19 protein-coding genes are annotated in these 20,120 nt (G+C 58.4%); 16 read left to right on the forward strand and 3 right to left on the reverse strand.

Annotation, left to right across the window (positions count from 1 at the left end; all coding sequences use genetic code 11):
* Window positions 1-507 precede the first annotated feature (507 nt).
* Complete coding sequence (locus AC0L25_RS13560; protein ID WP_473595954.1) at window positions 508-1,197, forward strand: recombinase family protein; 690 nt, start codon at window positions 508-510, stop codon at window positions 1,195-1,197.
* A gap of 14 nt (window positions 1,198-1,211) precedes the next feature.
* On the opposite strand, the gene AC0L25_RS13565 is transcribed toward AC0L25_RS13560, so the two are convergent.
* Entirely contained in the window at window positions 1,212-1,646 is a 435-nt protein-coding gene (locus tag AC0L25_RS13565; RefSeq protein ID WP_473595955.1) for a hypothetical protein, read from the reverse strand.
* 17 nt (window positions 1,647-1,663) lie between these two features.
* Here AC0L25_RS13565 and AC0L25_RS13570 point away from each other — a divergent pair, with 17 nt between their 5' ends.
* The 6 genes from AC0L25_RS13570 to AC0L25_RS13595 all read left to right on the forward strand — a co-directional run bounded on the left by AC0L25_RS13570 (window position 1,664) and on the right by AC0L25_RS13595 (window position 5,447).
* Window positions 1,664-2,035, forward strand: coding sequence for a hypothetical protein (locus AC0L25_RS13570; protein WP_473595956.1), 372 nt, complete (start codon window positions 1,664-1,666; stop codon window positions 2,033-2,035).
* A gap of 9 nt (window positions 2,036-2,044) precedes the next feature.
* A complete protein-coding gene (locus AC0L25_RS13575; RefSeq protein WP_473595957.1) occupies window positions 2,045-2,737 on the forward strand; it encodes an SOS response-associated peptidase in 693 nt (230 codons plus the stop codon).
* Entirely contained in the window at window positions 2,734-3,165 is a 432-nt protein-coding gene (locus tag AC0L25_RS13580) for a hypothetical protein (protein ID WP_473595958.1), read from the forward strand. Before AC0L25_RS13575 ends, AC0L25_RS13580 begins: the two co-directional genes overlap by 4 nt.
* Before the next feature lie 158 nt (window positions 3,166-3,323).
* Entirely contained in the window at window positions 3,324-4,214 is an 891-nt protein-coding gene (locus tag AC0L25_RS13585; RefSeq protein ID WP_473595959.1) for a hypothetical protein, read from the forward strand.
* A 478-nt stretch (window positions 4,215-4,692) separates the two neighbouring features.
* Complete coding sequence (locus tag AC0L25_RS13590; RefSeq protein WP_473595960.1) at window positions 4,693-4,935, forward strand: hypothetical protein; 243 nt, start codon at window positions 4,693-4,695, stop codon at window positions 4,933-4,935.
* Window positions 4,936-5,213: 278 nt separating this feature from the next.
* Window positions 5,214-5,447 (forward strand): hypothetical protein, encoded by a 234-nt coding sequence (locus AC0L25_RS13595; RefSeq protein ID WP_473595961.1) that lies wholly within the window; start codon window positions 5,214-5,216, stop codon window positions 5,445-5,447.
* Between the two features lie 107 nt (window positions 5,448-5,554).
* Here the strand turns inward: AC0L25_RS13595 and AC0L25_RS13600 are convergent, their stop codons facing one another.
* Window positions 5,555-6,184, reverse strand: a complete 630-nt coding sequence (locus AC0L25_RS13600) for a TetR/AcrR family transcriptional regulator (protein WP_473595962.1) — start codon at window positions 6,182-6,184, stop codon at window positions 5,555-5,557.
* A gap of 316 nt (window positions 6,185-6,500) precedes the next feature.
* Between AC0L25_RS13600 and AC0L25_RS13605 the strand changes: the two genes are divergently transcribed.
* Window positions 6,501-7,121: a DUF6647 family protein gene (locus AC0L25_RS13605; RefSeq protein WP_473595963.1), complete on the forward strand. Its 621-nt coding sequence runs from the start codon at window positions 6,501-6,503 to the stop codon at window positions 7,119-7,121.
* Between the two features lie 850 nt (window positions 7,122-7,971).
* Here AC0L25_RS13605 and AC0L25_RS13610 read toward each other — a convergent pair.
* On the reverse strand, window positions 7,972-9,570 hold the full coding sequence (locus tag AC0L25_RS13610) for an ABC transporter substrate-binding protein (protein ID WP_473595964.1): 1,599 nt from the start codon (window positions 9,568-9,570) through the stop codon (window positions 7,972-7,974).
* Between the two features lie 286 nt (window positions 9,571-9,856).
* On the opposite strand from AC0L25_RS13610, the gene AC0L25_RS13615 reads away from it, so the two are divergent.
* The 8 genes from AC0L25_RS13615 to AC0L25_RS13650 all read left to right on the forward strand — a co-directional run bounded on the left by AC0L25_RS13615 (window position 9,857) and on the right by AC0L25_RS13650 (window position 20,112).
* Complete coding sequence (locus tag AC0L25_RS13615; RefSeq protein WP_473595965.1) at window positions 9,857-11,413, forward strand: aromatic amino acid ammonia-lyase; 1,557 nt, start codon at window positions 9,857-9,859, stop codon at window positions 11,411-11,413.
* A gap of 243 nt (window positions 11,414-11,656) precedes the next feature.
* Window positions 11,657-12,313 (forward strand): GntR family transcriptional regulator, encoded by a 657-nt coding sequence (locus AC0L25_RS13620; protein WP_473595966.1) that lies wholly within the window; start codon window positions 11,657-11,659, stop codon window positions 12,311-12,313.
* 180 nt (window positions 12,314-12,493) lie between these two features.
* Window positions 12,494-13,447, forward strand: coding sequence for an ABC transporter permease (locus AC0L25_RS13625; protein WP_473595967.1), 954 nt, complete (start codon window positions 12,494-12,496; stop codon window positions 13,445-13,447).
* A gap of 41 nt (window positions 13,448-13,488) precedes the next feature.
* The gene (locus AC0L25_RS13630; protein WP_473595968.1) at window positions 13,489-14,307 is read left to right on the forward strand and encodes an ABC transporter permease; all 819 of its coding nucleotides are present in this window, start codon (window positions 13,489-13,491) and stop codon (window positions 14,305-14,307) included.
* A gap of 1 nt (window position 14,308) precedes the next feature.
* Complete coding sequence (locus tag AC0L25_RS13635) at window positions 14,309-15,964, forward strand: ABC transporter ATP-binding protein (protein ID WP_473595969.1); 1,656 nt, start codon at window positions 14,309-14,311, stop codon at window positions 15,962-15,964.
* Window positions 15,965-16,056: 92 nt separating this feature from the next.
* Window positions 16,057-17,685: an aromatic amino acid lyase gene (locus AC0L25_RS13640; RefSeq protein WP_473595970.1), complete on the forward strand. Its 1,629-nt coding sequence runs from the start codon at window positions 16,057-16,059 to the stop codon at window positions 17,683-17,685.
* A 151-nt stretch (window positions 17,686-17,836) separates the two neighbouring features.
* The gene (locus AC0L25_RS13645) at window positions 17,837-18,991 is read left to right on the forward strand and encodes an aromatic ring-hydroxylating oxygenase subunit alpha (protein ID WP_473595971.1); all 1,155 of its coding nucleotides are present in this window, start codon (window positions 17,837-17,839) and stop codon (window positions 18,989-18,991) included.
* An 80-nt stretch (window positions 18,992-19,071) separates the two neighbouring features.
* Window positions 19,072-20,112: an aromatic ring-hydroxylating dioxygenase subunit alpha gene (locus tag AC0L25_RS13650; protein WP_473595972.1), complete on the forward strand. Its 1,041-nt coding sequence runs from the start codon at window positions 19,072-19,074 to the stop codon at window positions 20,110-20,112.
* Window positions 20,113-20,120: the final 8 nt, after the last annotated feature.

Genomic DNA, 20,120 nt, shown 5'->3' on the forward strand with positions numbered 1-20,120 from the left:
GTCCGAGAGGCCCTTCAGGATCACGTCCTGCAGTGAGAAGACGAGAACGCCCAGGCAGAGAAAGCCAGTGGCTGCTAAGGACTTGTTCTGCATCGGTACGACCTAGTGAGGGGGCGCAGCTAGCTCGGCTAGGGCCGAGCTCGATAGGGCCTGCACAGCCGCACCTGTAATCCACACTGACGTGAACGATCGTCGCGAGATTGCGTTCTGGCCGCAGACTAAGGGGCGTGCTCATACGAATTGGAAGTCGCTGCATCCGCGACGGGCTGCGCCTCAGCGGCGGGCGCGATAAGGAACCAACGTGCTGACAAAGGATGGTTATCTGCACTGGAGGCGAAAACTCGGCGTCCTCATAGTGCCTTTCAACAAGTCTGCATCATATAGGCGGCGCTCCAGCTCAACCGCGTTGCTGTTGAAGCCTAATTCCTGGAAAGAACTTGCTGAACCGTATCTTGTGAGCACACTGCAAACGGTGGTTTGCAGTTTGAACACCCCGGAAACAGCAGCATGACGAGCGCGGTCGCCTACTATCGAGTCTCTACACAGCGGCAAGGACGCTCGGGCTTGGGCATCGAGGCCCAGCGTGCCGCGGTCGCCCGCTTTGCCGAGGCCGAGGGAATGATCATCCTCCAGGAGTTCACCGAGATCGAAACCGGCAAGGGCGCGGATGCTCTTGATCGACGGCCGCAACTGACAGCCGCCCTCGCCCTGGCCTGCCAGACAAAATGCCCGGTCGTAATGGCGAAGCTCGACCGCCTGTCGCGAGATGTCGCGTTCATAGCCGGCCTGATGGTCCAGCGGGTCCCGTTTATCGTGGCCGAACTTGGCGCCGATGCCGATCCGTTCATGTTGCACCTTTACGCCGCCTTGGCAGAAAAAGAGCGGCGGCTGATCTCGGAACGAACCAAAGCCGCCCTCGCCTCTCGCAAGACCACTGGAATGAAGCTCGGCAATCCGACTAACACGGCCGAGGCGGCCGCCAAGGGGCGCCGGATCTCGGTGCGCGAAGCGGACCAGTTTGCCCAGTCCGTGCTGCCTATCATCGCCTCCATCCAACGGTCCGGCATCACCAGCCTACGTGGCCTGGCCATTGCCCTGAACAATCGAGGCGTTCGAACAACGCGCAATGGCCGCTGGCAGGTGTCGAACGTGCGCAACATTTTGGGGCGGCAAGCTTCTGCGAATTTCCTTTTATAGGCGGAAAAAATTCACTACGGCTCTGCGGCCTCGATGGAATCCCGCTCCAATTCGCCGTCTAGACCTTCGGCAACCGTTGTTTCGCCAGACCCGTAGCGCCTGATGAGGGCCGGCGCCTTTACCTTGGCGTGGTGCGAGCAGTTTCTGCACCAGGCGCGGAACGTGTGCCATTCGCGGAGATCGCCCAGTGATACGTCCAGCCCGGCATGTATGCTGCCCTCAACGATGGTCTGCGGCGGCACTGTCGGCTCGCCGGGCGTGATGATCTTCTCCATCACATGCCGGCTGTTGTAGTGGATCAGGAGCATGCCGGGTCGACGCCGGATGGCGGTTTGCCAGGCCGCTTGGCTGACGAACGAGTCCGGCGATCGACAGATGGTCTCGACAAGCGTCTTCTCCTCGCGGTCCCAAACCTCGATCCGGAAATTGTCCTCCGCTGTTATTGCCATGGCTAGGGTCGCGCCTTATGCCAGCCACGAGAAAAGCCACTCGAGACAGCTACCCGCGACAAGGCAAGCTCGCGCTCGAGTTCGGCATTCCGGACGAGCACGTTCAGCAGAGCAACCACGGCATCGCCGCCTGCCGCCGCTATGGCCTGCTGGGCAACCAGTTCCAATTCAGAAATAGCTTCGCCGGCCGGCGCGCTTTGGCGCATTCCTATAGCCCATCCTGTTCAGATGCATCTGAGATAAGGAAGATATTCCTCTTCAGTCAAGACTCCCTTGACAATTTTGTTCTCATCCGTTCACTGCCGCTCAAAGTGTCTGGCGCAGGACGGGCGAGTAAAAGTGAATTCCTGATTTGGGCCGCTGACGTCCCTGAGACCCTTCGCAATTGATGCATCGGCATGTGCGGACGATTCACCAGATATCTGCCTTGGTCGGAAATCCACCGGCTCTATCGACTGACGGCGCCAGCCGAAATCGGCCGCAACGACGCGCCCCGCTACAACATCGCGCCGACCGAGGAAGTTCCATTCGTCACGGCCGGCGAGAATGGGGGCCACAAGCTCCGCCAAGGTCGATGGTGGCTGGTTCCCTGGCACGCCAAGGAACTCCCCAAGGCCACCATGTTCAACGCCCGCTCCGAGACCATCGATACCTCTGGAGCCTTCAAGGATGCATTCAAGTCGAAACGCTGCCTGATCCCTGCCGACGGCTTTTATGAGTGGACGATCAGCCCGGCTGACAAGGGGCGTGACCCCTGGCATATCTTCCTGCCCGATCATCAGCCGTTCAGCTTCGCCGGCATCTGGGCCTACAACAAGAACCTCGACGTGACGAGCTGTTCGATTGTCACCATGCCGGCTGGCGAGACGATGCGCCAGATCCATGATCGGCAGCCGGTGATCCTCGATCCGGACATGTATGATGCCTGGCTGGACCCGGAAACGCCGCCAAACGACGCCAAACAGTTGTTGCACGAAAACCTCGATGAGGACCTGGAGTTCTACCGTGTCAGCCGCGACGTGAACACCTCCGTCAAGAACAAGCTGCCAAACGACAGCCCGCACATGATCGACCCGATAGCGCTGCTATGAGTGACGAAATCCGCCTTCCCGGCACAATGGAGCCGGTCACCCGCCCCGGTATTCAGCGCCATACGTGCGAGCATCCCGGCTGCGGCAAGAACGCCGGATGGGGTTTCGCCAAGCCGCGGCAGCCATCGCACTGGTTCTGTTTCGAGCACCGCGCCGAGGGGGGGAGCGATACCTATGACAAGACCTGCATGATCAGAGAGCCAAGGCGACAGGGCGAATACGCCGACCGCGAGATCGACTGCCAGGAGGCCATGGAGCCAGGCTTTCAGGCGATCGTCGAGTGTATGCTGGAGGTCGGCTGGACGCGTGGGGAGATCATGCGCTCGCTGCGGCGCCTGATCGCCGCAGACAACATGCCACAAAACGCCAAGGTCGAGGCGCAGATCGCGATAGCCCGCGCAATGATCCGGGCAGGAAAGGCGTTGTAAGTCAGGCTGCTTGCGGGGCGTTCTTGCTATCTGCGGTATGCGCGCAAGCTGGCCCCACGGACAATTATTAGAGGTAGCTAATTTTCTGCTTGATCGATCGCTTCGCCGGCACCAAAATCGTGGTCTTAGGCTCAAGCGTTCGAACGGGAGATGTCGCCATGCCTGACGGCATCGAAATCTACTTCAGTGCGAGCCTGGCGCCGGATCAGCGCGAGATGGTCGAGCAGTCGATAGCGTCGGCGGTGGAGCGCACGCGTGCGGAGGCCGACGCCGCGCGCGCGCGAGCGGCCGAGGAGGACAAGCTGCATGACGCGATCACCGCGCGGCTTGCGGAGCTGGTCCGAGCGGCCCCCGGCGCGGCAGAGGCGCTCGAGGGGGTCGGTATGCGGCAAGTCAAGGCTGAGGACAGCCTGCGCCTACGGGGCCCGCCTGGCAGAGCACGCGATCGCGTGATCCCGGTGTCGGCGACTGACAGCAGCGTCGAGCTGCGGCGTCCTCCCTACGACTTCGCCTGGAGATGGCATCACGTCGGAGGGGTCCCTCCGTTCAGCCAGAGCGGCGACCAACGGGGACGCCTCGGCTTGGATGCGCGGGCCGGCGGCGGCGGCGCGCGCGGCGCCAGCCGTTTTGTCCACGCACACATCGGCGTCGGCTGCATCGTGCGGACCGACCGTCCGATCGCCGTCGAGTTGTTCGCGCCGCGCTCATCGCGCCATTCCTTCGCCATTGGCGCACGCGGCATTGGTGCGAGCGCCACCTCGGAGGGTGGCCTGGAGACGACTTTTATGAAGCGTGGCGAGGTCTTGATGGCGGGCACCTTTCCGTGGTGGCGCAGGCGGGGAAGCAGCCTCTCAGAGAATGCGAGGGGCCGGACTAACTTCACGAGCGTATTCCCCAGTGGCATGGCAGGACGAATCGACCCGGGCGACTACACCTTTAACGTGGGCATCTGGGCACTCGCCGATTGCTCGTCAGGCCTTGGAAACGCGGGAGTTCAGTCGCTGGTCGAGAGCAACATCATCGAGATGCGGATCCATCGCCGAGACTAAGCCGGTCGGAGACAAATTCACGCGCCAAGCCAGCGCGGCAGATCTTGCGCGACGCGTGAGCCGCCCTAAACTGTGTGTTTTCAATAGATGCTCCGGCTACCGGCTCAAAGCGACTATCTGGGAAAGCTCGGCGATGTCGCCATAGATCATCGAACCTTTGACGAGAAAACACTTGCCACCCAGGACTTCTAAGAGTGAGCTAGACGCGGTGCAAACCGGCAGGTTCTTCGATTGGCGTACGCACCGAGCGACGCGGTTTCGACCTTGCGATCCGCGGCTTCGGCATAGCTGACGCTGATCGCGAGGAGAGCGATAGCAAGCTGGCTCGGGGATACGTAAGGTCGCGACATGCATCAAAATAGCACTGGCCCTTGAGGGGCCTCGTCCATCGATTGGATGAAGCGGTCCCCTATGTTAGCAATCTCTTGACTATGTCGCCGGCCGCTCCAAACTCATGGAATGGCGCGGGGAATTGGGATTGGAGATTCTGGTGGCGATCAGGGCCACCGTCCGCACGCGGGTCACTGAGGACCGCGTGAGCGTCTCGATTCTGAGCTACAGCTTTCCACATTCGATCATCGATCATACCAAGGTGAAGAAGGGGCAGCAGATCGAGCTCACGGAGGGCGTCAGGTGCAGCTTGCCTACGACGACTTCTTGCCCTCCCAATTCCTCTTCGGTTTCGGTGCCGATGCAGCAGGAAGAGCAGTCTGGGCTTTAAGTCGTTGCTCCCGCAGCCGAGCCGTCTTTGCATCTCGTGCGACGCGCTCAATGTCTGTTAATGCCCTTGCAGCATCCGACGTGCGCTCCTGTCTGTCGTGTTTTTCTTTATGGGTCAAGCCTTGTCTTTCACGCATTTTCCTGTCCTCCATCTGACGGTACCGCTTTGTTGGCGCCCGAACGATTGCCGCCAGATCGTGTTCCTCCCCAGACAACAAAAATGCTCGCCGTGCCGCTGTGCCGGCGGCGTATGGAGCGCGCCCCGTATGGGAGGCCGATATGCTCCTCGTCGTGAAGGATGACGGTGTAAATCAGGCGAGGACCCCTGCGGAGGCCCTGGCCGGAGCAGATGAGGTGCTCGTGTCCAACACCGTTCGTGATCTCGTCGCAGGCGCAAACCTTCGCTTCGGAGATCACGGTTTTCATGCCTTGAAGGGACTTGATGAAGCCGTGCACCTGTTTCGGGCCGAGATTGAAGAGTACATGCTGACCGCTCGGCAATGTGTTCCCTAAGCCCGGGCATCGCGGTAGAAGACGGATACTGATGTGCGGGGTTCTTGCGAACGTCGCCTTTCTGGAAGGCTTCCGGCCCCAGGAAGGTCTGAGCAGGGTCCGAGCCGTCAGGATGTCGCTGATGCGGCCGGCGAGCAGTGAGCCGGAACGTCTTGGATCAGGCGCTTTGCGGCTTCGGCGGCAGTGGCCGCATATGCTGGATCATTGTGGATGAGGATCAGCGACATGGCACCTTCCACAAGCAGGTAGACTTCCCGCGCTCGTTTTTCCGCACCGGGGAGACCTGCGCTGGTGAGCAACGCAGCCAGGTGTGCTTCCAAAGCGGCCTTGTGATGTCGGGCTATTTCGCGAGCCGGATGCCCGGGAAGATCGGCAAGTTCCACGGCAAGACGGGTGAATCCCGAGCCCGCCCAGCGCGGCTTTGCCGACCATCGCACCAGTTCGGAGAACAGCCCGTCGATGATTGCCTCCGGTGTCCCGACAAGGTCCCGTCCGAATGTCTGGAAGGCCCCGAGAGCAAGTGCCGATTGGGATTCGAGCACAGCGGCGAGAAGGGCGTCCTTGCTGGTAAAATGGTGGTAGAGCGTGCGCTTCGTTACGGCCGCCGCCGCCGCGATCTCGTCCAGGCTCACTCGGGCAAATCCCTTCCGGCGAAGCAGGACATAGGCAGCGTCGAGGATGGCCTGCCGTGTAGGTTTTGCGGATCGGGTGATTTTCTGGCCCCGGTGAAGCGACACACACAAAGTATACTCTACAGTGAATTTACATCATTACGAGCATGATCCAGAGTGAATTCATACGGTTGAACAGACGGTTGAAGACGAGGCAAGCAGTAGCGTAATCGATTTCCACCTACGCGTCAGTTCTGACGCTGCGGGCAGAGAACTCATGGTTGTGGTCCGCGCTCGACGGTGCCAGAGAATTTCCACTGGGGACAGTTGATCTGCTCATTGTTCAAGCCGCCGAACAGCCGTCTCACGGCTGGCTCAAGGGGCGCGTCTACCGGTTCAGGGCGGAAGGATCGGCAATCCTCATGACAGCCTGGAGGGTAAAATGACCAGCTGGATAGGTAAGCTTGCAGCTTCATGGGTGCTAGCGACAACCGCTGCACTTCCCGCATCGGGCGAAGAAATCGCGGCACCGCTGCCGTCTGGTGGCATGGTGCCCGTACCGGCTCTAGTTTTGACCGAATATGCGGTAGAGGTGGGAAAACGTAACATCGGCTCCAAGTGGAGCAACTCCCAGCAGGACCTTCTGAAAGCGATAGCGGCATGGCTCTCATCCGAGTTCGACCTTCCCGCCATTCAGAACCTGCCCACCATAGCCTTTGCTTCGGCACGCAGAATGATCGGACTGCGCTTGCGGGATGTGCCGTCAGATCGTTGGGCTGGCCACCAAGCCGATGTCGTGGCCGTCTACGACGACGAGGCAAGGACGATCTATCTGCCGGAAGGTTGGACAGGAGGAACGGCGGCAGAGCTCTCGGTTCTGGTGCATGAAATGGTGCATCACATGCAGAATTCGGCTGGCCAGAAATTCGAATGCCCGGAGGCACGAGAGAAACAGGCCTACGAGGCACAAGAGAAATGGCTTGCGCTGTTCGGGAGCGATCTGACGAGAGATTTCAAAATTGACCAGTTCACGCTCTTGCTTCGGACGACGTGCTTTTACTGATTGCCCCTGAGACCTGAGCGCCGCAGGCATCAGATCAACCTGCCTCAAATCCGAGGTTGCTAAACGAACCGTGCAACGAGAGCGTTTCGCCCGGATGACGGATCGGGGTCGTGCCTCGACCGCGTACCAACCACTCATTCCGGATGCTTCCCAGAGCCAACTACGCAGTACGACCGGAGGCGATTCCCTTTCGACCTTCCCCGCGGAAGGAGTCGGGGCAGTCCTGACCTCCGAGGGGAGTTCGGGAGTTCGGACTGATCGACTCGTTCACGCAGTGCTGCAGCCGTTGGTCGCCAGGCACCATGGCCGGGTCTTTAAGGTGACGGGCGACGGCGTGATGGTGAAGTTCGCCAGCTCCGGCCGATCGAGGCATTGCGCGCCGAGTGATCGGGGCGATGTACGTCAGAGTTGAGTCCTCTTCGTCGCCGCACAATCGAGGACATTTGGCTCACCGCAATCTGTCACCGGCAACGCTACGATCCTGCGTCCCTGCCGGCGGTGTCGTTCGCTGGACCTCCACCGAGGTTCTCGATGGCGCCTGTTCGGCACTCCGAATATGCAGGAGCTAATGTCGGCAGCGTCGCACATTGGTCAGTAGCGCCGCAGTTGCGGACATCGGCTGCACGGGCAGCAGGTGTTATGCAAACCGTTAGTTCGAGGCGGGTCGACGCGCTTCGCGCGAAGCGTTTCACTCACTCGTCGATGCTAATATCGCTATCGGTGGTGGGTGTCCGGAATGGCTTCCTGCGGCGAGCAGCATGGCAACTAATCCCCAGTTAATCCGATAGATCGTATCGCGGAGTTCAGAGATTTCTGGGCGCACGATACACGCTACTCGCTTTCAGGCGCTTTAGCTGTCAATCCAGGCGGTCCGCTGGGCCTGATAGAAACCCAAGGGACCCGCGCCGTGCGGCTTGATGCCCTGAACCTCGTTGCGCGAGGCATCGACGAAGTTGCGGAAGCCCAATGTCGCCTGGCCACCGTTTTCGTGCAACATAAGCTGCATCTCTCCATACATCTCTTTCCGCTTGGCGAAGTCAGTAATAGACCTCGCCTCAACCAACAACTTGTCGAACCGCTCGTTTCGCCAAGCTGTTTCGTTCCATGACGACTTGCTGTCAAAAGCGATCCCGAAGATTAGGTCCGGGACTGGACGAGGATCCCAACCGGAAGTAACGATCGGCTTTTGCATCCACACCGCCGACCAGTAACTGTCGGCTGGAGGGTTAATGACGTTAATTTTGACCCCCGAAGCAGCCGCACTTTGCTGGACATGCTGGGCGGCTGCCAGTGCCCCCGAGCCGGGCACGTCCGAGCCATAGATGTCCATTGGTACCTCTTCCAACCCGGCTTTCTTAATATGAAATCGGGCCTTGTCAGGGTCATATGCGCGTTGGGGGATATCGTTGTTGTAGTATGGATCAATCGGGGAAATGGGATGATCGTTTCCGACGGATCCAAAGCCCTTCAAGATATTGTCACGAATGCCAACTCGGTCGATGGCAAACTTCATCGCGAGGCCCAAATCCGGATTGTTGGTCGGTTCACGATCCAACATCATCGCCAAGTTAATGAAGGCGCCGCTGGGTGCGTTTAGAAGATAAGCCACGCCACTGTTCTCGATCAGCTTTGTGGCCTTTTGATCGAGCTGCATCAAAAGGTTGATATCGCCCGCAATCAAAGCGTTGATACGAGCATTGCTGTCGCCTATACCAATAAATTCTAGCTCATCAACATACGGGCCGTCTTCCCCCCAGTAATTTTCATTGCGTGCAAAGACATATCGACTGCCTGGACTGAATTCGACCACCTTGAAAGGACCCGTACCAGGAGGAGTACCGGTAAAATCTTCAAGACCATTCTTGGTAATATGAGCACGTGTGTCGGACAGGATCGTGGGAAAATCGGCGTTCGGCGCTGCAAGATTGAAGCGAACCTGATGCTCGGACAGTTTTTCAATGCCTGCAATTTGACTCATATAGGATTTTGAAGGAGATTCCGAACCCTTTCGGTAATGGCGCGGCAACGAGTAAATTACATCATCAGCGCCAAAGTCGGACCCATCGTGAAAAGTCACTCCCTTGCGTAGGTCAAACACCCACGATGATGCATCTGCATTTGGATGCCATGATGTCGCAAGCCATGGAATCGGCTTCTGATCGTGACCTCTATTGACCAGGTTTTCATGCACAGAATAGCCCATCTGATAGTTTGAGGTGCTGTAGTATTTCGTCGGATCAAGGCTATCCGGCGATTGAGCGCCTTCTGTCCCGACAACCAGCCGGCCTCCACGCTTCGGTTCAGCGGACTTCGCTCTCTGAACCAGGAGGCCGTTGATGAGAACTGCCGACGCGCCAGCCGCCGCCAGGGATCCCATGAACTGGCGTCTGGATATTCGATTGTTGACGTACTCGCTAAAGAGATACTCGTTGAGGTTGCTGTCGGTCATGTTGGCGCTCCCTGCAGTCTCTATTGCACTTGATGTGACACTTCCCCCACACCACATTTCCCATACTGTGATCACAGATTTTATCATAGGTCAACGGTTAGTTTTTGCGTGATTTTTGCGATGCGCGCATTGTCGAAAGGCCGCTGCAGCCTCCGTTATCGCGCTCGAGCCCCAAGCCAACTCGTGCAGTACATGTCGACTAACGATGTGAATGCTAGAATATGGCTTGCATCAAGAACTGTGATCGAAGATCAGTGTTCGTCGGCTTAGTCACATGAGGAAGTTTATGTCGATTGCAATTGATGAGGTTCATTGGTTCGACGGTGAAACACTCGATCCCAGAAAGCTTGCCGCATTGTCGAGAACGAGGGGGAGGTGGGATCTGACGGAAGCGGCCAAGGACCGTATTCGTGAGGGCCGGAACATCGTCGACCGCATCTCTTCAGGAGACGGCATTCACTACGGCTTGAATACAGGAGTTGGCTCGCAGAAGAACTTTCGGGTGGCGCCGTCGGAGCTTGCCGGGTTCAACGAACATTTGATTGTCGCCGAAGCAACCAATATGCCTGGGCCGGCATTCGATCCAGCGGTGGTGCGCGGTGCACTGGCCGTGATGATCAACAATGCGGCTACCGGCCGACTGGGGCTTCGGCCGGAACTGGTGGAGCGCATGCTATTGCTGTCGCGGTGTGCCTTTCTGCCCGAAGTGCGGATGGGCACGTCGATAGGCTCGTCTGACCTGGGCCCCCTGGCCCAGTTGGCGCTTCCTCTTGTCGGGCACAGTCTTGACGGAAGTCCGCCGATGCTCGAAGGGCCGTATGATCTGGCAGCGAAGGAAGCAGTGTCACTGATCAACTGCAACGCATTCACGTTGGCGCATGGGGCGATTGTCATCGACGAGGTTCGCCGCTTGATAGCAACGCTCGATTTGGCTGCTGCGACGACTTTCGAAGCCTTCCGGGCCAATCTCAGTTACTATCGCCCTGAGATGCGGGCCGCTTATCGCAATCCGCATCAGTTGAGATCCTGTCAGCGGATTGCTGACGCGCTGGAAAATTCCTCGCTGTGGGAGCCGTCGCAGTGGCGATTTTTGCAAGATCCGCTCAGCTTCCGCTTTGCAATGCGTATCAACGGCAGTGCCGAGTCCGCGCTGGCCCATGCAGAGCAGGTTTACACAATGGATTTGAACTGTGTTTGCGACAATCCCATTGTGTCGCTTGAAGAAGGTTTACTCGTGACGGGCATTAACATGGATTCTACGCCGCTGACGGTCGTGACCGACAGTTTGCGGCAGACGCTGGCAATGGCTGCAGCGGTCAGCACCGAACGTAGTCTAAAATGCCAGAACCCGGAATATTCCGGTCTGCCAACCGGTCTGGCGCAACCCGGTCGGCCGGATGGAGGAATTCAAAACCTGATAATCGGCTATCTTGCCGTCGCCCGCCAGGCGGAATTGCGCGGCTTGGCGGCCCCAGTTCTCCTGGATTGCGGCCAGGCACTCGCGGACGGTGTCGAGGATATTTCAGGCCTTGGACCTTTATCGGTAAACCGCACAGCACAGGTCGTCGAACTGTGCTGGCAGATCGCGGCGGTAGAGATCGTGGTGGCGGTTTGGGCATTGAGTATGCGCCAGCTGCCCCTCGAGAGACTCGGCAAGGGGACAAGGGCCGTCTTTGAAGCGATCCGCCCGATGCTTCCTATAGGCACGGAGGGCAAGGTGGTCTTCGACTTCGCGCCGATCGTAAAGCGGGTTGCTGGGCTGCTGTCGCCGTCAGGATTTGCGGAGACAGGGTACGCTCCGCAGGGCACGCCACCGACAGTATCGTCAAGGATCGGTCATTGAAACGCACTCCGGAGGCAAGCTTGTCTTTCGCGGTCTGCAAGGGTAGTCGCGTAGGGAGCCCTGCTCACCCTCCAGTGCAGGCGACGCCATCAGCGGAATGGTTCGGTTCGCGTTCCGGAAGGGGCGCCTCAGGCGTCCAGAGCCTGAAGGCAGATACCCCTAAGATCGCGACACCGGTGGCCGGGGGCGGCATTTGCTCGGGTGGGCATGTTGGATTCAAGAGATGGCAGTGAGAAACTAACCATGGATGAGACCGTCATACGGGCCCCGAGCACGCCCGAAAGCCTGAGTGTCGGCATCTACGCGGATCTGCGGATGAAGTTGATCGTCGGGGATCTAAAGCCAGGTGCCCCCCTGTCAATCCGCACATTGGCCGAAGAACGCAATGTCTCGGCCATGCCTGTCCGCGAGGCGTTGCGGCAACTGGGTTCTGAGGGTGCACTGGTTGGTGCGGCCAAGAAATCCTATCGCGTTCCGAACTTGTCCACGGACGAAGCGGCAAACCTATTTTTCGTCCAGTCGGTCCTGGAGGGCGCAGCGGCCGAAGTTGCAACCGCGAGAGCAAAGGCTTCCGATTTTAAAATGCTTGGTTATCTCCAGGTCGCGATCGAAAATGCCTGGATCAAGAAGGACGCCAGAAGCTTTCTGCGTGAAAACTATAATTTCCACAGCCATATCTGTGGTCTGACGAATAATGGCGCGCTTCAATCGATGATCGAAAGCCTCTATGTCCGAACCGGACCCTGGTTGGCTTACGGGATTGTGAATCTGGTCAAGCCCGCCGACTGGATGGGTCGGTACAGCGAAATCATAGAGGCGATGAAATCTCGCGATGCTGTCAAGGCCCGCCATCTTCTCGAAAGCGATGCCCTCTGGGGTATGTCCTTGTATCGGCACTAGGCCGTCTCAACGGGTCTTACCCCCCTTAGAACCAAGGCGGTATTTATGGGCCAGGTCCGGAACTGCATCGGGATGCTGAAAAATATCACGCACAGGCAAGCAAATCGCTTGCAATATTGTAAATGTGTGATCACAGATATACGGGTTCTCCAGATGCGCTGACATTGCGTGAGAGATCCGATGAGTTTGCAGAAAATCCTTGGAAATCGGTTGGCATTTGGCGTGGGCACCCTATTGCTCGTGTCCCTGCTCGTATTCTTGGGCACCGAGATCCTGCCCGGTGACGTTGCTCATGCCATATTGGGACGGGGGGCTACGCCGGAACTGGTGGCGGAGATGCGGGATCGCTTGGGCCTGAATGAGCCGCTCCACGTGCGCTACTGGGTATGGCTGACAAATTTTGGGTCCGGCAACTTCGGAACTTCCTTGGCGAATGGGACAGATATCCGGACCGAAATTTCCCAACGCGCCGGCAATACGATCATTCTGGCGCTTTCGACGGCCTTGATTGCTGTTCCATTGGCCATCTTTCTAGGACTGGCGGCGGCGGTGAAGCCGGGCGGACTTTTGGACCGAGCGATTACTTCGACCTCCCTTGCGTTGATCTCGTTCCCGGATTTCCTGGTGGCGATAGTCCTGGTGACCATATTTGCAGTCAAACTGCACTGGCTGCCGGCAATCGCTTCGTTCAGGCCTCACTACGAGCTGCACGAATGGATCCGCATCCTTATCCTACCGCTCGTGAGCCTGACCTTCACGATCCTGGCCCACATGGTGCGGATGACGCGATCTGCGGTCTTGAACGTGTTGGCCAGTCCGGCGATCGAGATGGCGATCCTCAAGGGCGTTCCACGGCGTCGTCTGTTGCTGCGCCACGCGCTGCCCAATGCGCTCGGGCCGATCATCAACGTGGTGGCGCTGAACCTTGCCTATCTGGTCAGCGGGGTGGTGGTTATTGAAACGCTGTTCAATTTCCCGGGCCTTGGCCGCTACATGGTTGAGGCGGTGACCAATCGGGACGTTCCGATCGTGCAGGCCTGCGCGATGATCTTCTGCACCTTCTATGTCTTGCTGAACATGATAGCGGACATCCTGTCGACAATGGCCAATCCGCGCGTGAGGTACAAGAAGTGATCCCAGAAGCTCGGAACTGGCGGGGTGAATTGCGCGAGGCAATGTCAGATCTAACGCCCGGCGTAACGCTATGCATCCTGTTCCTGATCGCCGTTTTCATTGTCGGTTCCCTGGCGCCGTGGATCGCGCCTTATGGAGAAGGCATGATCCTGACGAACGAAAGCTTTGCGCCGCCAAGCGCAACGATGTGGCTGGGCAGTGACTATCTGGGAAGGGATGTGCTGTCGCGGCTGATAAACGGCGTCCGCATCACCCTCTTTCTCGCTCTGATCATCACCTTTCTGTCCTTCTTCGCGGGGGTCGGCCTCGGCTTCTTGGCGGCCGCCTCTCGCGGGCGGGTGGACAGCTGGATGAGCCGCCTGAACGACGCGATGTTGAGCTTCCCGGCGCTGATGCTTGCGCTCATCATCATCAATTCGCTGGGGTCGTCCTTTGTCGTGCTGGTTTGCACCATGGCGTTCATCGATATGACGCGGGTCTATCGTGTGGCGCGGGCGCTAGCGGTCGACATCATGGTGATGGACTATGTCGAGGCCGCGGTCGTGCGGGGGGAAGGCAAGGCGTGGATCGTGTGGCACGAGGTGTTGCCGAACGCTTTGACGCCGCTGGCCGCGGAATTCGGCATCCGCTTCACCTATTCGATCCTGTTCATCTCGGCGCTCAGTTTCCTTGGCCTTGGGGTGCAGCCGCCGCAGTCGGATCTGGGCGTGATGGTCAAGGAGAACATGCAGGCGATCCTCTACGGCGAATACACCACGCTCTATCCAGCCTTGGGCATCGCATTGATCGCCATCTCGATGAACGTCTTCGTAGACTGGCTGCTGCAGCACTCCAGCGCAAAATTGCCCGGCGAGATCTGACATGCCCGAACCGCTGCTGAAAGTACGTAATCTCGAGGTCTCGGTTCGCGACAAGAAGGGCCGTGAATCTATGATTGTCAGTGACATTTCCTTTGACGTGCAACCGGGGGAAGTCATTGCCCTGATCGGCGAATCCGGGTCGGGAAAGACCACGATTTCGCTGGCTTGCATGGGCTACACCCGGTCCGGCTGCCAAGTAACCAGCGGGTCGGTCCGTCTGCGTGACATCAGCATCCTGGACCAGCCCTTGCGCAAGCTGCAGGAGTTGCGCGGCAAGCAAATCACCTATGTCGCGCAATCGGCGGCAGCCTCGTTCAATGCGTCGATGACCATTGACGCGCAGGTGACCGAAATCCCGATCATTACAGGCTCAATGACGCGTGCAGACGCACACGCTAAGGCGGTCAAACTTTACAGGGATCTGGACCTGCCAGACCCAGCCAATATCGGCAAGCGCTATCCGCACCAGGTTTCCGGGGGACAGTTGCAGCGGCTGATGGCAGCGATGGCAATGATCAGTGATCCACGATTGCTGATCCTCGACGAACCGACCACGGCGCTCGACGTGACGACGCAGATCGAGGTTCTGGCGTCGTTCAAGAAGCTGATAAAGGACAACCAAACGGCAGCGCTCTACGTCAGCCACGACCTGTCGCTGGTGGCACAGGTCGCGGATCATATTCTTGTGCTGAAGAATGGCCGCACTATCGAGTACGGCGACACAAAGCAGATCATCAGCAATCCCCAGCATGAATACACCAAGGCTCTGATAGCGGCTGCCCATCTGATGCCAGAAGAGATCCCTGCGCCGCGTTTGATGCCGCGCACAAAGCCACCTCTTCTGCGTGTTGAGGACGCGACTGCCGGTTATGGCGCCAATCAGGAGATTATTTCACTGCGCAACATCAGCCTGACGATTAATTCCGGTGAGACCGTCGGCGTGATTGGAGAATCCGGGTCGGGGAAGACGACATTGGGTAGGCTGATTACCGGCCTGATGCGGGCGAAACTGGGCGGCGTATATCTGGATGGGCATCAGCTGGCGCAAAGCGTTCACCAGCGCACGCGCAATGAACTGCGCCAGATCCAGTTCGCCTTCCAGATGGCCGACGTGGCGCTCAATCCCAGGCAGCGACTGAACAAGATCCTCAGCCGTCCCATGATGTTCTATGACGGCATTGGTAAGCGTGAGGCCGACAAGGAGGTAGCCCGGCTTCTTGAGCGAGTCGACCTGCCTGTCTCCTTCGCATGGCGCTATCCGCCGGAGCTTTCGGGCGGGCAACGGCAGCGGGTCAATCTCGCGCGCGTTCTGGCAGCCAAGCCCAGGTTGATCATCTGCGATGAGATTACTTCGGCTCTAGACACCATCGTGGCGCAGCAGATCCTGGATCTCTTGAAGGACCTGCAGGATGAGCTGGGGTTGAGCTACATGTTCATCACCCACGACATTGCGACGGTTTCCAAGATCTCGGATCGAGTTGCCGTGATGCGGCATGGGAAGATCGTGGCGCAGGGACCCGTTGGCGAGGTCCTTACGCCGCCCTGTCACGAATACACGCAGTTGCTGTTGAACTCAGTGCCTGAAATGCGCACCGACTGGCTGGATGGGGCCGTTATCAAGCGAAGAAAGCTGATGTCTTTACTCGAACCCGCCTGACAACCGCTGAAAAAGCACTGACGCGGGACGCCAGCACGATCGCGGACCGGGGTCCTAACGGCAACGTACCGATTTCATCAAGGGAGGAAGCCATGACCAGAGATCCCGCAACCGCGCTTGCCTTGCCCTTCCAAGGTGCGGTGACATCCATCTTGCGGTTTCTTTCAATGTTGCTCTTGCTTGCCATTGCCGGGACCGGCAGCGCCACGTGTGAAATGCAGGCTGTGCCGGCTCAACCGCCGGCCAAGACAAACCGGGTCGTCGTCCTCAACGGCGACCGTTTGACCATCGCCGACATCGTGGACATCGCTGAAGGCCGAGCGGCGATTGCGGTGTCCAGGGAGGGGATGGAGCGTATCAGGCTGGCCCGCGGCGTTGTCGATCACTACATCGACAAGGGGCTGCCCGCCTACGGCATCACGACGATGTATGGGGCTGATTTCCAGACCACCCTGCCTCCGGCCGCGATGAGACGCTTTGGGCGGATCAATATCATCCAGGAGGCGACGCGTGTCGGCGACGGGACGCTGCCGCTGGTCGACCGGAGCACCATGCGTGCAACATGGGCTCTTCTCGTCAACAGCTACGCGCGCGGCTTCTCGGGCGCCAGTTTCGACCTGGTCATGACGCTGGTCGATCGCGTGAATGCCAATGCTGTTCCTGAAAATGTCGAGTACGGAAACTCGATGGGGGCAGCAGACCTCACCGCCAACGCTCAAGCTGCGATGGCCTTGCTCTCAGATCCGGATTTCGAGTTGAAAGCCGGTGAGGCAACCAATCTTCTGACGCACAATTTTGTCAGTGTTGCTTTCGCGGCGCAGGCGGTGCACCGGGCTCAAGCATTGCTTCGGGCCCAGGAAGTGGCGCTTGCACTGACCATCGAAGGTTTCCGCGCCAATCTTGCCCCATTGAGACAGGTCGGCTCGCGGCAGGACATGACGGGGTCACAACAAACCGTGCACGAGAACATGCAGGCTTTGCTCAAGGGTAGCCGCCTCTGGGAACGGGGCGGACCTCGGCAGCTTCAGGATTTCGTCAGCCTTCGCGATGGAGTTCACACTCTGGCTGCGCTTCGTCTTGCGCTCGATCAGTATGTGCCCGTCCTCGAATCCTTTGCCAACTCCAACCAGGGATCGCCTGTTGTCATCCTGGACACCCAGGAGCTTATTTCGGTGCCCGACTACGACACAAGCCAGGTCACCCTTGGCATGGATGCCTTGCGCGCGGCGCTGGGGCTGGTGGCCATCGGGAGCAACAGCCGGGGACTAAAGTTGGTCTCCCATCCCTTCGTCGATCTGCCGTCCGGCCTTGTTGCTGGCGATCCGGATGCATTCGACGGCATTTACACACGCAACATCACCTACACAATGACCAGTCTTGCGCGAGCGGCGCTGATGGAAACCACCCCGGTGCTGGCGCTCACCGAGAGCTACATGGCCGAGGGTGACGAAGACTATTCGCCGGCGTTTCCGAATTCGGTCCTGATGGCACGGAAGCTTGTCGGGCTGGTGGAAAAGATATCGACGCTTGAGGCTTTGATCGGAAGTGTCGCGATCGAGCGCCGAGTACGTTCGGGACCATTGACGGTTGACGATATTCCCGCCGCACTTCGTGAAGTGCAGAGAAATATTATCGAGCGTTCGCCATTGGCGGTCCCCGTCGACAGCCAATACAGCCTCGCGCCGTTGATCGAATACTATACGCTCCAGGTTCGACTCTGACGCTTTGCTGGCTAATCGGGCTGCCCGATCCTTTCGGAAGATTAATTCTCATTTTTCCCGCGTGGCTAACGAAAAGATAGAATTTCGTCTTGGCTACGATCGCGAGTTTGTGCTAGACGATCTGTGATCACAGTTTCTGCAGGGAGATCACATGCTCGCCACCCAAGATGCCACCGCTGAAACCTTACGGCAGGAATTGACCGTCCTCAAATCACTCGACCGGGAACGGGCGCGCACAATGCCGCCGGCCTTCTACACCTCCTCCGCGTTTCTAGAGCTGGAGAAGGACTATATTTTCCGTCGTGAATGGATCTGCTTGGGCCACGTCGGCGAAATTCCCAACCCCGGCGATTTTTTTACCACCGAGCTGGTCGGGGAACAGCTGCTTGTGACCCGTGGACGCGACGGTGAGGTAAATGTTCTGTCCAATGTCTGCCGCCACCGCGGCAATCTGGTTGAGGCGCAGGCAAGCGGCAACCGCCGTAGCTTCATCTGCCAGTATCACGCCTGGACCTATGACATTGATGGCAGGCTGAAGACCGCCCCGCTCATGAAAAAGGTGTCGACTTTCGATCCCACGACCTGCCGTCTGCCAAATCTGAAGACTGAAATCTGGAGCAATTTCATCTTCGTCAATCTCGACGTAACGGCCGAGCCTCTCGCTCCAAAACTCGAGGGCCTTCAGACGATCCTGCACAACTATCACAACGAAGAGCGAAACCTGCTTTTCACGGATGAAGCGGTCTGGAACACCAACTGGAAGAACCTTGTCGAGAACTTCATGGAGGGCTATCACCTCTTCGCCACTCATCCAAAGACGCTGCAGCCGATGACGCCGACGCAACTGTGCCGGAAGATGCCGGGCGAAGAACGCTGGACCGCATACCGCTCCTACTACGCGCCTGAATTTCCGCCACGCGGGCCTTTCCACCCGGACATGACCGAGGATGAGCAGCGCAACACCTTGCTCTTCAACACCTATCCCAGTTTCGTTGTGGCGGTTGCGGCGAACTACACGCTGCACTTGTGCCTCCGCCCAAATGGCGCCGACAAGGTTTCCATCCGCTGGGGGGTCAGCGGGTTCAAGACGGATCCGGAGGATCCAGAGGTCGTGAAGTATGTGAACCTGTGCAAGGCATTTAATGATGAAGACAGGGAGAAACTTCAAACGCTTCAACGGGCACAAAACACCCGGTATCTCCAGACCGGCCCGCTTGCGCCAGACGATCTGGAAGGCACGATCTGGGACTTCCTAGGCTACATGGGTCGAATGCTCGGAGCCGATCGAAACCTGTCCGACGCCTGATCTCTGACTGATATCCAACCGTTCTTTCGGCCCTGACGGTTGGCGCATCGCTCTTGGAAAGGGCTTGATGGAGAGATCTAATGTTCTTGAAAAACGCCTGGTACGTCGCAGGATGGGATCATGAAGTCACCCGGGATCTGAAGGCGGTGAAGATCCTTGGGGAGCAAATCGTTCTCTACCGCAAGGCGGATGGAACTCCGGTGGCATTGGAGGATGCCTGCCCGCACCGGAAGCTTCCTCTCTCGATGGGGCGCATCAAGGGCGACGACCTCGAGTGCGGCTATCACGGCTTGACTTTTGACTGCAGCGGCACGTGTACGCGCGTGCCCGGCGCCGACAAAATCCCGCATGTGGCGCGCGTACAGTCCTATCCGCTGACTGAACGCTACGGGCTGTTGTGGATATGGATGGGCGAAGCCGAAAAAGCTGATCCGGCCGAGATCTTCCAGGTCGAGCACTGGGGCGATCCGGCCTGGGGTCTCAACCAGGGCGAATCGATGACCCTGGACTGCAACTACCTCTACATGACCGACAATCTTCTCGACCCTTCGCATGTCTCATGGGTTCATCAGACTTCGTTTGGAGGCGTTCAGGCGATCGAGAACGTTCCGTTGGAAACCACAATTGGTGAGGATGGAGTGACTGTCTGGCGCTGGATGCTGGATGTCGAACCGGCACCGTTCTACGCGCCTTTCCTCAAATTCTCCGGCAACTGCGATCGCAAGCAGCATTACGAGGTCCGCTACCCCAGTAACGCGATCATCAAAGCGATCTTCGTACCGGCGGGCACAGCTTCCCATAGCGAGCCATACCATGAGGACGTGTTTCTCATGGACAGCTACAATTTTATGACGCCGGTCGATGAAAACCACACTAAGTATTACTGGTTCCAGATGCGAAATTTCGCTCCCAATGACGAGGAGGTGTCGCGCCGGTTCGCAACATCCGTTCGTGGGGCGTTTGAGGAAGATCGCGCAGTTCTCACCGCTGTGCATAAGGGCATGGCCAACAAGCGCACGCCGAATCTTGACCTCAAAATAGATGTTGGACCATTGCGCTTTCGCCGTAACCTTGACCGGCTGGTCGCCAGTGAGGGCCAGAGTCTGGCAGCTGCGGAGTGAATTCCCCC

Source organism: Mesorhizobium sp. WSM4813, from assembly GCF_055811555.1.

Excerpts from the sequence above, each read along its gene's own strand:
- AC0L25_RS13560 (WP_473595954.1), top strand. The coding sequence starts at position 508 with ATGACGAGCGCGGTCGCCTACTATCGAGTCTCTACACAGCGGCAAGGA.
- AC0L25_RS13565 (WP_473595955.1), bottom strand. The coding sequence starts at position 1,646 with ATGGCAATAACAGCGGAGGACAATTTCCGGATCGAGGTTTGGGACCGC.
- AC0L25_RS13570 (WP_473595956.1), top strand. The coding sequence starts at position 1,664 with ATGCCAGCCACGAGAAAAGCCACTCGAGACAGCTACCCGCGACAAGGC.
- AC0L25_RS13575 (WP_473595957.1), top strand. The coding sequence starts at position 2,045 with ATGTGCGGACGATTCACCAGATATCTGCCTTGGTCGGAAATCCACCGG.
- AC0L25_RS13580 (WP_473595958.1), top strand. The coding sequence starts at position 2,734 with ATGAGTGACGAAATCCGCCTTCCCGGCACAATGGAGCCGGTCACCCGC.
- AC0L25_RS13585 (WP_473595959.1), top strand. The coding sequence starts at position 3,324 with ATGCCTGACGGCATCGAAATCTACTTCAGTGCGAGCCTGGCGCCGGAT.
- AC0L25_RS13595 (WP_473595961.1), top strand. The coding sequence starts at position 5,214 with ATGCTCCTCGTCGTGAAGGATGACGGTGTAAATCAGGCGAGGACCCCT.
- AC0L25_RS13605 (WP_473595963.1), top strand. The coding sequence starts at position 6,501 with ATGACCAGCTGGATAGGTAAGCTTGCAGCTTCATGGGTGCTAGCGACA.
- AC0L25_RS13610 (WP_473595964.1), bottom strand. The coding sequence starts at position 9,570 with ATGACCGACAGCAACCTCAACGAGTATCTCTTTAGCGAGTACGTCAAC.
- AC0L25_RS13615 (WP_473595965.1), top strand. The coding sequence starts at position 9,857 with ATGTCGATTGCAATTGATGAGGTTCATTGGTTCGACGGTGAAACACTC.
- AC0L25_RS13620 (WP_473595966.1), top strand. The coding sequence starts at position 11,657 with ATGGATGAGACCGTCATACGGGCCCCGAGCACGCCCGAAAGCCTGAGT.
- AC0L25_RS13625 (WP_473595967.1), top strand. The coding sequence starts at position 12,494 with ATGAGTTTGCAGAAAATCCTTGGAAATCGGTTGGCATTTGGCGTGGGC.
- AC0L25_RS13630 (WP_473595968.1), top strand. The coding sequence starts at position 13,489 with ATGTCAGATCTAACGCCCGGCGTAACGCTATGCATCCTGTTCCTGATC.
- AC0L25_RS13635 (WP_473595969.1), top strand. The coding sequence starts at position 14,309 with ATGCCCGAACCGCTGCTGAAAGTACGTAATCTCGAGGTCTCGGTTCGC.
- AC0L25_RS13640 (WP_473595970.1), top strand. The coding sequence starts at position 16,057 with ATGACCAGAGATCCCGCAACCGCGCTTGCCTTGCCCTTCCAAGGTGCG.
- AC0L25_RS13645 (WP_473595971.1), top strand. The coding sequence starts at position 17,837 with ATGCTCGCCACCCAAGATGCCACCGCTGAAACCTTACGGCAGGAATTG.
- AC0L25_RS13650 (WP_473595972.1), top strand. The coding sequence starts at position 19,072 with ATGTTCTTGAAAAACGCCTGGTACGTCGCAGGATGGGATCATGAAGTC.